Annotated in this window: 16 protein-coding genes and 3 pseudogenes; 12 read left to right on the top strand and 7 right to left on the bottom strand. The window is 68.7% G+C overall.

The features are described 5' to 3' along the window. On the bottom strand, positions 1-307 hold a 307-nt coding region (locus DQP56_RS11010; protein WP_114475771.1), incomplete at its 3' end, for a cutinase family protein. 122 nt (positions 308-429) lie between these two features. On the opposite strand from DQP56_RS11010, the gene DQP56_RS11005 reads away from it, so the two are divergent. Genes DQP56_RS11005 through DQP56_RS10985 form a run of 5 tightly spaced genes read left to right on the top strand, consistent with a single transcriptional unit; the run spans position 430 to position 3,490 of the window. Beyond that, positions 430-762 (top strand): hemophore-related protein, encoded by a 333-nt coding sequence (locus tag DQP56_RS11005; RefSeq protein WP_234825612.1) that lies wholly within the window; start codon positions 430-432, stop codon positions 760-762. A 5-nt stretch (positions 763-767) separates the two neighbouring features. Next, on the top strand, positions 768-1,304 hold the full coding sequence (locus DQP56_RS11000) for a DUF1360 domain-containing protein (protein WP_112685337.1): 537 nt from the start codon (positions 768-770) through the stop codon (positions 1,302-1,304). Between the two features lie 4 nt (positions 1,305-1,308). Continuing rightward, positions 1,309-1,737 carry an oxidoreductase gene (locus DQP56_RS10995; protein WP_112685319.1) on the top strand — a complete coding sequence of 143 codons (429 nt, stop codon included), beginning with the start codon at positions 1,309-1,311 and terminating at the stop codon, positions 1,735-1,737. Continuing rightward, positions 1,737-3,221, top strand: coding sequence for a molybdopterin-dependent oxidoreductase (locus tag DQP56_RS10990; protein WP_112685317.1), 1,485 nt, complete (start codon positions 1,737-1,739; stop codon positions 3,219-3,221). Before DQP56_RS10995 ends, DQP56_RS10990 begins: the two co-directional genes overlap by 1 nt. 41 nt (positions 3,222-3,262) lie before the next feature. Further along, the gene (locus DQP56_RS10985) at positions 3,263-3,490 is read left to right on the top strand and encodes a hypothetical protein (RefSeq protein WP_112685335.1); all 228 of its coding nucleotides are present in this window, start codon (positions 3,263-3,265) and stop codon (positions 3,488-3,490) included. Between the two features lie 95 nt (positions 3,491-3,585). On the opposite strand, the gene DQP56_RS10980 is transcribed toward DQP56_RS10985, so the two are convergent. After that, positions 3,586-3,882 carry a hypothetical protein gene (locus DQP56_RS10980; protein WP_013830020.1) on the bottom strand — a complete coding sequence of 99 codons (297 nt, stop codon included), beginning with the start codon at positions 3,880-3,882 and terminating at the stop codon, positions 3,586-3,588. Between the two features lie 15 nt (positions 3,883-3,897). After that, positions 3,898-4,935: a hypothetical protein gene (locus DQP56_RS10975; RefSeq protein WP_112685315.1), complete on the bottom strand. Its 1,038-nt coding sequence runs from the start codon at positions 4,933-4,935 to the stop codon at positions 3,898-3,900. Positions 4,936-5,047: 112 nt separating this feature from the next. Between DQP56_RS10975 and DQP56_RS10970 the strand changes: the two genes are divergently transcribed. Together DQP56_RS10970 and DQP56_RS10965 are read left to right on the top strand one after the other, a co-directional pair. Beyond that, positions 5,048-5,617 carry a type 1 glutamine amidotransferase domain-containing protein gene (locus tag DQP56_RS10970; protein ID WP_112685313.1) on the top strand — a complete coding sequence of 190 codons (570 nt, stop codon included), beginning with the start codon at positions 5,048-5,050 and terminating at the stop codon, positions 5,615-5,617. After that, positions 5,614-5,964 carry a hypothetical protein gene (locus DQP56_RS10965; RefSeq protein WP_112685311.1) on the top strand — a complete coding sequence of 117 codons (351 nt, stop codon included), beginning with the start codon at positions 5,614-5,616 and terminating at the stop codon, positions 5,962-5,964. The genes DQP56_RS10970 and DQP56_RS10965 overlap by 4 nt, the downstream gene beginning before the upstream one ends. A 6-nt stretch (positions 5,965-5,970) precedes the next feature. On the opposite strand, the gene DQP56_RS10960 is transcribed toward DQP56_RS10965, so the two are convergent. Further along, entirely contained in the window at positions 5,971-6,384 is a 414-nt protein-coding gene (locus DQP56_RS10960; protein ID WP_205868848.1) for a hypothetical protein, read from the bottom strand. 137 nt (positions 6,385-6,521) lie between these two features. Then, positions 6,522-6,713: pseudogene (locus DQP56_RS10955) on the bottom strand (ornithine decarboxylase); the annotation flags it as partial. Positions 6,714-6,880: 167 nt separating this feature from the next. Here DQP56_RS10955 and DQP56_RS25245 point away from each other — a divergent pair. The 3 genes and pseudogenes from DQP56_RS25245 to DQP56_RS24710 form a co-directional block, all read left to right on the top strand. Beyond that, positions 6,881-7,364 (top strand): annotated as a pseudogene (locus DQP56_RS25245) (ornithine decarboxylase); the annotation flags it as partial. A gap of 37 nt (positions 7,365-7,401) precedes the next feature. Next, complete coding sequence (locus tag DQP56_RS10945) at positions 7,402-7,965, top strand: hemerythrin domain-containing protein (RefSeq protein WP_112685309.1); 564 nt, start codon at positions 7,402-7,404, stop codon at positions 7,963-7,965. Further along, positions 7,962-8,117, top strand: a complete 156-nt coding sequence (locus tag DQP56_RS24710) for a hypothetical protein (RefSeq protein ID WP_165824980.1) — start codon at positions 7,962-7,964, stop codon at positions 8,115-8,117. The genes DQP56_RS10945 and DQP56_RS24710 overlap by 4 nt, the downstream gene beginning before the upstream one ends. A 30-nt stretch (positions 8,118-8,147) precedes the next feature. Here the strand turns inward: DQP56_RS24710 and DQP56_RS10940 are convergent. Continuing rightward, positions 8,148-9,084 (bottom strand): annotated as a pseudogene (locus DQP56_RS10940) (alpha/beta hydrolase). Between the two features lie 266 nt (positions 9,085-9,350). Here DQP56_RS10940 and DQP56_RS10935 point away from each other — a divergent pair. Both DQP56_RS10935 and DQP56_RS10930 read left to right on the top strand, forming a co-directional pair. Beyond that, positions 9,351-10,070 (top strand): cutinase family protein, encoded by a 720-nt coding sequence (locus DQP56_RS10935; RefSeq protein ID WP_205868847.1) that lies wholly within the window; start codon positions 9,351-9,353, stop codon positions 10,068-10,070. Positions 10,071-10,164: 94 nt separating this feature from the next. Next, on the top strand, positions 10,165-11,454 hold the full coding sequence (locus DQP56_RS10930) for an MFS transporter (protein WP_234825609.1): 1,290 nt from the start codon (positions 10,165-10,167) through the stop codon (positions 11,452-11,454). On the opposite strand, the gene DQP56_RS10925 is transcribed toward DQP56_RS10930, so the two are convergent. Beyond that, positions 11,451-11,885: an STAS domain-containing protein gene (locus DQP56_RS10925; protein ID WP_112685305.1), complete on the bottom strand. Its 435-nt coding sequence runs from the start codon at positions 11,883-11,885 to the stop codon at positions 11,451-11,453. The genes DQP56_RS10930 and DQP56_RS10925 overlap by 4 nt on opposite strands. Positions 11,886-12,153 lie beyond the last annotated feature (268 nt).

The following is a 12,153-nucleotide window of genomic DNA, read 5'->3' as shown; positions in this document are numbered from 1 at the left end:
TGTCCGGGCAGCCCGCCGCCATGTCGGTGATGTGGCCGGCGGCGTCGGCCACCCCGGCGACGGTCGGGCCGAATTCGGGCACGGCGGGAAAGTCGACCGGATGGACACCCACCGAACGGCCGCCGAGCCGCCACCGCAGCGCATCGATGAACTGTTGTCCCATCCATCCGACGCCGGGCGGTTCGGCGGTGCCGCGGGCGAACACCACTTCGACTTCTGGGCAGCCGAACGCGGCCGCCTCCCCGGCGGGCCAGCACGGCAGCACGGCACCCGACAGGCAGGCCGCGGCGAGTACCCGACTAATCACAGCACTTCCAACGATACCCACAGCGCCTTGTCGGCAAACCGTGGTTTAGCTCGGCTCAAAACGGCAAGCCTAGGTCGGTACCGTCACCGACGGGGACCTTAGCCGAAGGGGATAAATCAATGATCACAACGTCTTTGACCAGGCTCGCCGCCGCCGGCGGCGGCGTGGCGCTGGCACTGTCCGCCGCGGGCGTTGCTGCCGCGGAGCCGGCGCAGGATCCGGCGGTCAGCACCACCTGCAGCTACTCACAGGTGGTGGCGGCGATGAACGCCCAATCACCGGAGACCGCAGCACAATTCAATGCCACACCGATGGCGCAGACCTTCTTGCAGGACTTCCTCGCCTCGCCCCCGCCGAAGCGCGAGCAGATGCTGCAGCAGGCCCAGGGAGTGCCCGAGGCGGCGCAGTTCGTCAACCTGGTCGGCCCCATCGCCAAGACCTGCGACAAGTACTGAGAGTGATGGCTCGATCGACCGGAGCTGGTAACGCCATCGCCGACGCGGCTAAACGGGAAGCCGACGCCTACCGCGGCGACGACCCGCGGCCGCTGGGGGGATACGCGGTGGTGTTGCTGGTGTACGGCGGGTTGGTCGCGGCGGTAACCGTGGCCGCCGCGGCCACCGGCCGCCGGCTGCCGCAGCAGTGGGCGGCCGGCGACCTGCTGACGGTGACCCTGGGCGCTCACAAACTGTCCCGCACGCTCACCAAGGACGCGGTGACCAGCCCGCTGCGGGCGCCGTTCGTCCATTATGCGGGTACCGGGGGCCCCGCCGAGGTGATGGAGGATACCCGCCACTCCGGCCAGCTGCGCCACAGCCTGGGCGAGTTGTTGACCTGCCCGTTCTGCCTGGACATGTGGGCGGTCACCGCGTTCGTTACCGGGTTGGTGTTCGCGCCGCGGTTGACACGGCTGGTCGCCGGTACGTTCACCGCGCTGGCCGGGGCGGATTTCCTGCAATTGGCCTACGCGAAGGCGCAGCAGATCACGCAGGAGTGAGTTCATGTGCGGTATCGCGTTCAACCTGCCCCGGGTGGTGACGCTGGCCGCCGACCTCGCGCTGCTGGGACTGGCGGGCAGCCACGGCTACGTGTGGGCGACGTCGGTGAGTCCGCCCCGATATTTCGCGGTGTACTGCGTCGCGATGATCGTCGGCTGCCTCGTTGCCGCAGCCATCACCTGGATCGACGTCGATGACATCGTGCCGGCGTTGGGGTGGCTGGCCGGCAGCGTCATCTGCGGCGCATTCGTGATCGGCTACCTGGTCAGCCGATTTGTCGGCCTGCCCGATCTGCCGACGGTGACCGGGCGGTGGGATCTGGCGCCCGGCAGCCTGGCGCTGGCCTGCGCGGGCGGTTTCCTCGCGTTGCACCTGTCGGTGCTGTCCGGGGTCAACATCGCCTTCGGGCAGGGAAGGGCCTGGTACGACTGATGCTCGACTTCCCGGCGTGGCTGCGCGTCGAGCACTGGCTCAACGTGCTGTTCCTGACGCTGCTGATACGCAGCGGCATCGAGATCTTGTCCACCCACCCGAAGCTGTACCGGCACGACGACAGCGCACCCGGGACAGAGTGGGCCCGGTTCACCCGCAAGGTCATGCCCACCGACAAGCTCTACGACACCTTGGACGAGGAGGAGGACTACCACCCGGTGATCGCGCTGCCCGGACACGCCCAACTGGGCATGGGGCGGCACTGGCACTTCTTCGCGGTCATCGGCTGGATTCTGGTCGGACTGTCGTACTACATCCTGCTTTTCGCGACCGGACAGTGGCACCGCTACTGGCCCTACTCCTGGTCGATCTTCGCCGACGCGTGGAACGACATCGTCACCTATCTCAGTTTCAACCTGCCGCCGCTGCTGCCCGGCGAGCCGCTGGACGCCATCCAGAAGCTCACCTACGCCGCGGTGATCTTTTTGCTGGCGCCGTTCCAGATCCTCACCGGCGCGGCGCAGTCACCGGCGATCGAGGCGCGCTTCCCCCGCTACGTCAGGCTGTTCGGCGGGCGGCAGGGCGCCCGCAGCCTGCATTTCCTGGGCCTGGCGGCGTTCGGGGTGTTCATCGTGATCCACCTGACGATGTTGTTCTGCTGGGGGTGGGGCCGGCTCAGCGCGTTGATGATATTCGGGTCGGTCCGCAACACGTACTGGGCGACCGGGCTGTCACTGCTGATCGTCGCGGCGATCGTGGCCGTGCATGTCGCGGCGACGCTGTGGAGTCTGCGCAGCCCGGCCTCGGTGCGCCGGGTGCTCGGCGCGGTGATCGCGGTGCCGCGCCGGGGCCTGTTGCGCCGGCTGGACTCTCGGCAGGACTACCCGGAGCGGATGCTCTCCGTCGAGCACCGGGTCAACGGCAAACCGCCGACCGCCGAGAACTACAAGGTGATGGCGGTGCACAACTTCGTCGATTGGCGGCTGCGGGTCGGTGGGCTGGTGGAGCAGCCGGCGACGCTGGATCTGGCCGGGCTGCGCGCCCTGGCAGCACCGCAGACTCAGCGGGTGCTGCACAACTGCGTGCAGGGCTGGTCATCTATCGGCGAATGGACCGGGGTGCCGCTGGGCGCGCTGGTGGACCTGGTGCGACCGTTGCCGCAGGCTCGCTACATCTGCTTTATGACCATGCAGGACAACAGCACCGACGAGCCCAGCGCGCATGGCGGCGGGCAGTTCTACGAGGTGTTCGACCTGCAGCTGGCGCACAAGCCGCAGATGCTGCTGGCGTATGCGATGAACGGGCGGCCGCTGCCGATCAAACACGGTGCGCCGCTGCGGCTGCGCGCCGAGACGCAGGTGGGGTTCAAGATGGCCAAGTGGATCAACCAGATCGAGTTCGTCGACGACTATGCCCACATCGGGAAGGGGCGCGGCGGATGGCGTGAGGACAACGTCTACTACAGCATGGACGGGGAGATTTAGCCGTGGCCACCGACACCGCCGCCCGCCCCGAGTTGATCGACATGGAAGCCGTGGCCCGGCAACGGGTGGCGGATCTGGTGCGGGTGCGCGGCGGGCACTGCGCGGCCTGCGGTGGCACCGAGTTCGAGGTGGGTCAGGCGCTGTACCTGGGGTTTCTGTTCCTCGACGAGGACAACGACGCCTACCTGGTCGCACTGATCTGCCGCGACCCGTCCTGTCCGCAGCCGCGGACCGCGATCCGGTTGCGGCACAGGGAATTCCTCGACTAGCCATCGACTACCCGTTGACGCTGAAGCGAGGGCGCGGTGCACTCGCACTTCGTCGCCCTGGACGCAGTGTCAATCAGGGGGCAGGTCCGCGTCAGTCAGGCGGGCAGGTCCGGGCGGGCGAGATCGAACCGCTCCACCAGGTCGGCTACGCTGCGCAACTCGTCGCACACCGCCGCGACACGGCGCTCGGCGTCGTCGTCGAGCAGGCCGCGGTCGTGGTAGTACGCCAGCCGGCGCAGCCGCCCGGCCAGCGCGGTGCCCCACCGAATACTCAGGTCGTAGATGTGCCAGTCGTGCACCTGTGCGCGTTGCCCCAGTTCCCGCAATGCGCGCACCTGCTCGGTGAGCACCGCGACATCGTCGTCGATGCGGATCCGCTCGATCGAGCTCAATTGGGCCTCCCGTCGTCACAGCCGGGGCTTGGCGACACTGGCCACGACCGGCTGACCCCGCAGGGTCAGATACACGCGGTCGGGCCCGATCGCCATGCCGGACAGAGGTGCGGACCGGGCCGGCCCGGACGGTAGACCGGCCCGGTAGTCGATGACACGCAGCAAGGGGATGCTGCCGTGTGGATATCCGGTGAACGGCGCCGACTCGAACACCGCCACGGCGGTGTCGGTGGCGGCATACACCCGGTTGTCGTCGGAACCCAGATAGCGGATCGGCGAGGAAACCGTCGCGCGGCCGATCTCCTGTAAACCGTGTCCGCCGCGGGCGGATTCAACGGCGTAGAGCGTGTTGCCACGGCTGTCGGCGAGATAGACCCGGCTCGCCGCGGTGCCGTCCCCGGCGGCCGCCATGACGGCGGTGGGGTAGTGGCCGCGGCGCTCGGGCGGCGACGAGGTCCCCTTGTAGTAGGAGATGCCGTGCGGTCCGTAGACGTGGAACTCGATGGCGCGCCCGCGGTTGGCGCCGTCGACGACGCCGGTGGCGCCGGCGGCCACCCGGGCGGCGGGCAGTTTGCGCAGCCCGTGCTCCTCGACCGGGGTCACCGTCGCTCCGTCGGCGGACAGCGCCAGCAGCACCCGCATGCCCGAATTCTCCGACAGGTAGGCCGGGGACGGGCCGGCGTCGATGTCGCCGGTCTGCTGCAGGCCGGCCAGCCTGACGGCCGCGACCCGGTTGCGCGCCGGCTGGGGCACGAACACGGTCCGGTCGTCGGCGCGGCTGATCTGTACGTTGCGCCCGGCGTCCAGCGGCGCCGACAACCGGGTGGTGGCCGCACCGGGCTGGTCGGGGTTGTCGACCGCGGCCAGCCGCCCGTCGTCGGTGAGCGCGATCAGCGAACCGGTCCGATACGACCACACCGGGTCGCGCAGCGGGGTCTGCACCGGTACGGCGGCGATTTCGGGCGCGCTCTGCAGCGACCGCCCCGGCAGCGAGCAGCCGGCGCAGACGAGCATTCCGACGGCCGCAGCGCCGCACCATCCCCGCCATGTCATCTCGGCGGGGTACCCCCGCCACCCGCCGGCTACACCGCTTCGTTTGTGCGGCTGGGGCATCGGGTATGGGAGGTCCAGCACATGAGCTGCCCGACAGGGAAGGGGAAGGTCGATGTCCGGATCGCGAGAAGGGCGCCGCGTCGCGTTTCTGGTGGCGCCCGAAGGTGTCGAGCAGATCGAGTTGACCGAGCCGTGGCGCGCGGTCGCCAAGGCCGGGGCATCCCCGGTACTGGTGTCGACGACCACGGGGCCGGTTCAGGCGTTCAACCACCTGGACCGCGCCGACGAATTCGACGTGGACCGGGTGGTCGACGATGTCTCCGCGGATGACTTCGATGCGCTGGTGCTGCCCGGCGGGGTGGCCAACCCCGACCAGTTGCGCACCGACCATCGGGCGGTCGCGTTCGTGCGGGAGTTCTTCGATGCCGGCAAGCCGGTCGCCGTCATCTGCCACGGCCCGTGGACCCTGGTGGAGGCCGGTGTGGTGGCCGGGCGGCGACTCACGTCGTGGCCGAGCCTGCGCACCGACATCGTCAACGCCGGCGGCCAGTGGGTGGACGAACAGTTGGTGCGCTGCGACGCCGGCCCGTCGATCCTGCTGTCGAGCCGCAAGCCCGACGACCTGCCGGCCTTCTGCGAGGCGCTGGTCACCGAGCTGGAATCGCGGAAAGTGGCGCTGTGACCGGAGAACCGATGCCGGTACCGGTGCAGACCGACAACCATCGGGCTCGGCTCTGGGTCAACTGGGTGACGGCGCTGTTGACCGCTGCCGGGGCCGCCCTGGTGATGGTGTTCGCGACGGGGGCGGTGATGAGCACCGCCGCCTGCAGCACCACCGAGTGCCCCGACCTGGGGCCGAGCGGCGTGGTGTTCGGCATCCTCTATTACGGCGCGCCGGTCATTGCCGCGCTGACCATCCTGATCTCGTTCTGGACGGCGGGGCGGCGGCGCGGATTCCTGGTCCCGCTGACCGGCTGGGTGCTGTTGGGCCTCGACCTGCTGGCGCTGGTGATCGCCTTCCGGCGCTAGCAGCCGCTAGCAGAGCAGGGCTTGCGGCGCCAGCTCTTTGAGCATGGTGGTGGTCCAGTTCAGCTGTCGCAGCGTCTCGGGATGGCACTGCGAGGCGAGCTCGAGCAGCGCGCTGTCGCGGGCGGCCTGGGCGCCTTGGGCGAGCAGCACCCAATCCACCGACACCGCCGCGGAATGCAGATGCAGGCTGCGCAGATCGGCCAGCAGCAGCAGCCCCGGCTCGGGCCGCCGGCCGAACACCACGCTGGCCGACTGGCGTAACCACGACAGCAGCCGCCCGATCCGAGCCGGCGACTCGGCCAGCCCCAGTCCCTGGTCCCGGCCCGCCCGCGCGAGCCGGCGAACATGATCATCGGACCACTCCGCGAGATCGGCGCACAGCTGGAAGACGTCGTGGTCGAGCCAGCTCGTCGTATGCACGAAGTGATCGCGAACCACTGGGTGGACCACGACTACGTCGCCGCCCACACCGTCGGCTGCGTTGATAGCCGAACGCACCTCGCGCGCCAATGCGAGTGCGGCATCCGAACTGCCCGACGTCGAGGTGCTCGACGCGAGCCGCCCGCCACCGCCATCATGGCCGCGCGAACGGAAAGCGAACTGCCACAGGTGGAGAAGAACGCCACCTCGGCGCCGACCGCGTCGGCCATCAGCTGCTCGGCGTCGGTCAGCACCTCGCCGCGCGCCTCCCAGTCGTCCAACCCGCCGCGCGCCAGCACGTCGGCACGGAACGGGTTATCCCCCAGCACATCCAGCATCTCGTGTCCGTGTTGCACCATCTGGCGCCGCCAGCCGTCGAGCGCACGCTCGGGCTGGTGGTCATCAACAGGTGGCGCAGGCGGTGAGCCGCTGGCGGTCAATATGCGATGGATTTGTGGCTGTCGCGCGGCAGCAACAGCCCACCGGACGCGATGTGCTGCTGGGTGCGGAGGCCTCCCACGACCTGGACCGGATGCAGGTACTGGTGGACGTCGGGGCGACCGGCACGTCGGGGTACCAGGCCAGGGATTGGCCGCGCGAGCAGCGCTGCCTGGACGTGGGATTGGTCGACCACCGTCGCATCCTGGCCACCATGTCGGTTGCCGAAGACCGCAGCAGCGCCGACCGGCTGCTGAATGCGTTGAGCGGGTGGCGTGCCGCCGCAACATCTTTCGAGTTGCCGGCGCCAGTCCGGTTGCCCTCTCCCGAGGAGATGCAACTGGAGAGCGTGGTGCTGCCGCGCGACGCGTTCTTCGGCCCAACCGAGATGGTCGCCGCAGCGCAGGCCGCCGGCCGTGGTGCCCGGCGAACGCCTGGACACCGCCGTCATCGACTACCTGCGATCCGGTCTGGCGGCCGGAATGGCGTTGCCCGACGCCGCCGACCCCTCCCTCGAGCACATCCGGGTGGTGGCCGGCTGAGGGTTTCACCATTTCCGAGCCGGGGTAGTCGGTAGCCATGACCCAGACATCCCTGCACACCCCGGTCGACGTGGTCGATCTCCTGACCGGCCAGCACGAACGGATCAGGACGCTCTTCGACGAGACATTGCGTGCCGCCGGGGCCGAACGCGACGAGTCCTTCGTCCGGCTGCGACGGCTGCTGGCCGTGCACGAGACCGCCGAGGAGGAGATCGTGCACCCGCGGGCCGCCCACGAACTCGACAACGGCCGCGAGATGGTCGAGGCGCGGCGGGCCGAGGAGAAGCAGGCCAAGACGGCGCTGAGCGAGCTGGAGAACGTCGACGTCGATTCGGAGTTCTTCACCGAGAAGCTGCGGGAACTGCGCGACGACGTCATCGAGCATGCCGGCCACGAAGAGCGTGACGAGTTCGCCGGGCTGCGTGCAGAACTCGGGGACATCGAACTGCAGCTGCTGGAGCGGGCGGTCAAGCTCGCCGAGGCGATCGCGCCGACCAGGCCGCACCCCGGAGTCGAGAGCGCGTCGGCCAATGCGTTCGTGGGGCCGTTCGCCTCGATGGTGGACCGGGCGCGCGACGCGATCCTGGGGTACGGCTCATGATCGGACTCGGTCTGCTGCTGCTGATCCTCGGGCTGGTGTTCGACGTCTACGTGCTGTGGGCGATCGGGATCGTCCTGCTGGTGATCGGCGTGGTGTTCTGGGTGCTGGGAGCGGTCGGCCGGCCCGTCGGCGGCAGGCGTTACTGGTACTGATCGCCGTGGCGGGCCGGGCCGTCCTGAGTATCAGACCTGGCCGCCGGCCCCCAACGTGCGCTGCATGTCCGGCTTCATCGCGACCAGCTGGGCGTTCCAGTAACCCCAGCTGTGGACCCCGTTGGTGTCGAGGTTGAAGGTCGCGTTGTGACCGCCCGCGGCGGTGTAGGCGTCGCGAAAGGCGTTGTTGCTCTGCATGACCACCTGCTCGATCACCTGACCCGGCAGGCTGCCTTCACCGATCTCCGACGGGTTGCCGTTGCCGCTGTAGATCCACAGCCGGGTGTTGGGCGCCTGCCAGTCGTCCGGCCTGGACGGTTGGATCGTTGCGCTGCCAGCCCGCGCTGCCGTTGGGTCCCCACATGTCCTGCGGGTTGAAGCCGCCCTCGTCGTTCATCGCCATGCCGATCAGCATCGGGCCGTTGCCGCTGGACGGGGTCAGCAGCGCCGAAAGCGAGGCGGCGTAAGCGAATTGCTGCGGATGGTAGGCCGCCAGGATCAGCGCCGACGATCCCGACATCGACACGCCCACCACCGCGTTGCGGGTCGAGCGCACGCCCCGCCCGGCGAGGAAGCTCGGCAGCTCACTGGTCAGAAATGTCTCCCACTTGTAGGTCTGGCCATTGGCCGACCCGTACCAGTCGGTGTAGAAGCTGGAACGTCCGCCGACCGGCGCCACCACCGAGATCCCGGACCCGCTGTACTCGTTGAAGGCCGGCGTTTCGATGTCCCAGCCGCTGCGGTCATCGCGGGCCCGCAGGCCGTCGAGCAGGTAGACGGCCGGCGCGCCGCCGCCCTGGAATTCGACGGTGATGTTGTGGCCCATGCTCGGCGATGGCACCGACAGGAATTCCGGAGCGGCGGCGCCGGCCGGCGCCGCCGCTCCCAGGCCGATCAGTCCCGGCAGCAACGCCGCCGCCGCGGCAGCGTGGGTGACCTTGCGCCGACACGTTGTGTTGTTCCACATTTGTTTCTCCCCTTTCGCGCACATCCGAGCCAAGGCCGGCCGGCCGGGTGCGCGAGAGGGGAGGGATCGACACAGGGCCCGTGAGGCTTTGGATTTTTCATCGCTCGGCTTCATGAGACACCGCGGATGGTTGCCCTACAGTCTGAAGACAGACACCGAACCTTCTTGTCTTAACAAAGTGGGAAGCCGTTGTCCAGAGTGCGGTCCGAAAGAAAAAATTGGGATTCGCGGTTTGAGCCCGAGCCGCGGCGGGCACCTACACCGACATGTCTGCGCTTGGCTTCCGTTATCGCATCGGCCCGCTGGTGACGGCAGTATTCGCTGCCGGTGCCGCAATCCTTTTCACCCCCGGCGTTCCCGCCGCGAGCGCCCAGCCGTGTCCCGATACCGAGCTGGTGTTCGCGCGCGGAACCGGTGAGCCGCCCGGTGTCGGACCGACCGGGCAGGCGTTTGCCAGCGCGCTGAGCGCGCGGCTGGCACCGAACCCGCTGTCGGTCTACGCGGTCGACTACCCGGCCACCGACCAGTGGGACACCGGTGTCGACGGCATTCGGGACGCGAGTGCGCACGTGGTCTCGCGGGCAACTTCTTGTCCCCGCACCAAGATGGTGCTCGGTGGCTATTCGCAGGGCGCCGCGGTGATGGGCTTCGTCACCTCGGCGCAGGTGCCCGACGGCGTCGACCCGGTGACGGTGCCCAAACCGCTGGAGCCCGATATCGCCGAACACGTCGCCGCGGTCGTGCTCTTCGCGATGCCCAACGAGCGGGCGATGAAGTTCCTCAAAGAACCCACGATTGCGATCGGGCCGTCGTACCAGGCCAAGACCTTGCAGGTCTGCGCTCCGGAGGACGCGGTCTGCTCGGAGGGGCTGAGTTTCGCCGCTCACGACAGCTACGCCGGTGACGACGCGACGATGGTCGAACAGGGCGCCGACTTCGCCGCTCACCGGCTGCAGAGCCGGCTGGTAGACACTGCCCGGCCGTAGTCGCCGTCGCCGGCGCTGGCGGCGCGACCAGATCCGGGTCGCCGATCCGGCGGATGTTCGGCGCTCCATCCGGGGTACCGCCATCGGCAACTTCATGGAGTGGTACGACTTCGGGGTCTACGGCTACCTCGCCACCACGATCGCGCGGGTGTTCTATCCGGGTGCCGGCAGCCTGATCGGCGCGTTTGCGACGCTGGCCGCGGCGTTCGCGATGCGCCCGCTGGGCGGGTTGGTCTTCGGCCCGCTCGGCGACCGGATCGGACGCAAACGGGTGCTGGTCACCACCTTGGTGCTGATGACGCTCGGCACCGCCGCCACCGGCCTGCTGCCCGGCTATCGCGCCATCGGTGTCGCGGCGCCCATCCTGCTCATAGCGACCCGGATGGTGCAGGGCTTCTCGGCGGGCGGTGAGTACGTCGGCGCGATGGTCTATGTCGGCGAACACGCCCCCGACAGCAAGCGGGGCATGATGGCCGGATTCCTGCCGATGAGTTCGCAGGCCGGTTACGTCGTCGCCGGTGCGCTGGTGACCGGGCTGCAGACCTGGCTCTCCGATGAGGCGATGCTCAGCTGGGGATGGCGAATCCCGTTGCTGCTCAGCGCTCCACTGGGGTTGGTCGCGCTGTATCTGCGGCTGCGCCTGGACGAATCACCGGCATTCCGGCAGTCCGGCGGCGGCCGGGGCGATGGCTCCGGTGACGACGACTCGGCCGCGGCCCAGCTGCGCCGTACCGCCAGACAGTGGCGGCCGGTGGCGCTGTGCGTCGCCCTGGTGCTGACCTACAACGTGACCGATTACCTGCTCACCGGGTACCTGCCCAGCTACCTGCAGACCTCAGCTCGGATCCCGTACCCCGGCGGGCTGCTGCTGATCGTGCTGACACTGCTGGCGATGATGGGCACCGTCGTGCCGATGGCGCGATTGTCCGACCACATCGGCGTCAAGCCGGTGCTCTGGTCGGGAGCCATCATGCTGGTGGCGCTGTCGGTCCCGGCGTTCATGCTCATCAGCTCCGCCGCCAACTACCTGGTGGCCTTCGCCGGGGTTGCCCTGATCGGGGCGATGCTGCTGTGCTTCGACGCCACCCTGCCGGCGACCCTGCCGGCGCTGTTCCCGACCCGGGTGCGCTACGGGGCGCTGGCCATCGGCTTCAACCTGTCGGTATCGGCGTTCGGCGGCACCACCCCGCTGGCTGCCGAGGCCCTGGTGTCGCGTACCGGCAATCCGCTGGCCCCGGCCTACCTGCTGATCGCGGCCGGTGTGATCGGCGCGATGGCGCTGGTCTTCACCCCGGAGGTTGCGGGCAGGCGACTGCCCGGCTCGGGGCCCGCGGTCGAGAGCGAAGCGCAGGCCCGCGAGCTGGTCGAGGGCCGAGACGGTTAGTGGACCCGGCGCAGCCCCGGTACGGCGGCAAGCGCCTCGGCCACCGACGACGTCGTCGGCAGCGTGTTGTCAGGGTCGCAGATTCGCAGCAGCCGGGAGACCGCCGGCCCCGGCACCGTCGTGCAATAGGTCAGGGTGTCAGTGCACCTGTCGACGATCTCTCGCAGTGCTGAAAAGCCCGCGGTGCCAATGAATTCCACATCACTGAGGTCGAGGACCAGCCATTGGCACGACGTTGCGCAGTGGTGCACGTGCTCAGCGAGTTCGCCGGCGTTCGCGGCGTCGAGCTCACCGTTCACGCTGATCACCGCGCCGGCCCGCCCCCAGCGGGTGACGGCGCGGGCGGTGTGGCTCTGCCAGGTGTCGGACGTCGGAACGGAATTTATTCGAGGTGCCGGGAACACCGGCTCAGCCTCTTTGAGAGCGGACATTAGATCACTCCATCAGTCGAAACTCGTACTGTGGGATCGCGTCGATGCGAGTTACACCTTCACGGACGAGCTGGGGAACAGGGAGTAGCCTCCCTGGTCTGCGTGCTTGACGCGTCTTCCGGGTGGCTGTGAACTCAACCTGTCCATGAACCTACGCCACTGTCCTCCGCTATGCAACGGATCGGTAACGCTGCTGCGATGAACACCCGGTAACAAATTGCGTTGCAGCAAACCGCTTCGAGGACCGTTTCGACGTTTAGCGCCAGAG

This window comes from Mycolicibacter senuensis (genome assembly GCF_003284925.1).
Lineage (GTDB): Bacteria > Actinomycetota > Actinomycetes > Mycobacteriales > Mycobacteriaceae > Mycobacterium > Mycobacterium algericum_A.
Note: the sequence above shows the minus strand (reverse complement) of the source record. Positions and strands in the feature narration are given on the sequence as shown.

Bases quoted from the DNA above. Each gene is read 5' to 3' on its own strand.
- DQP56_RS10990 (WP_112685317.1), top strand. From the start codon at position 1,737: ATGCTCGACTTCCCGGCGTGGCTGCGCGTCGAGCACTGGCTCAACGTG.
- DQP56_RS10945 (WP_112685309.1), top strand. From the start codon at position 7,402: ATGACCCAGACATCCCTGCACACCCCGGTCGACGTGGTCGATCTCCTG.
- DQP56_RS10930 (WP_234825609.1), top strand. From the start codon at position 10,165: ATGGAGTGGTACGACTTCGGGGTCTACGGCTACCTCGCCACCACGATC.
- DQP56_RS11000 (WP_112685337.1), top strand. From the start codon at position 768: ATGGCTCGATCGACCGGAGCTGGTAACGCCATCGCCGACGCGGCTAAA.
- DQP56_RS10970 (WP_112685313.1), top strand. From the start codon at position 5,048: ATGTCCGGATCGCGAGAAGGGCGCCGCGTCGCGTTTCTGGTGGCGCCC.
- DQP56_RS10985 (WP_112685335.1), top strand. From the start codon at position 3,263: ATGGAAGCCGTGGCCCGGCAACGGGTGGCGGATCTGGTGCGGGTGCGC.
- DQP56_RS24710 (WP_165824980.1), top strand. From the start codon at position 7,962: ATGATCGGACTCGGTCTGCTGCTGCTGATCCTCGGGCTGGTGTTCGAC.
- DQP56_RS10935 (WP_205868847.1), top strand. From the start codon at position 9,351: ATGTCTGCGCTTGGCTTCCGTTATCGCATCGGCCCGCTGGTGACGGCA.
- DQP56_RS10925 (WP_112685305.1), bottom strand. From the start codon at position 11,885: ATGTCCGCTCTCAAAGAGGCTGAGCCGGTGTTCCCGGCACCTCGAATA.
- DQP56_RS10975 (WP_112685315.1), bottom strand. From the start codon at position 4,935: ATGACATGGCGGGGATGGTGCGGCGCTGCGGCCGTCGGAATGCTCGTC.
- DQP56_RS10995 (WP_112685319.1), top strand. From the start codon at position 1,309: ATGTGCGGTATCGCGTTCAACCTGCCCCGGGTGGTGACGCTGGCCGCC.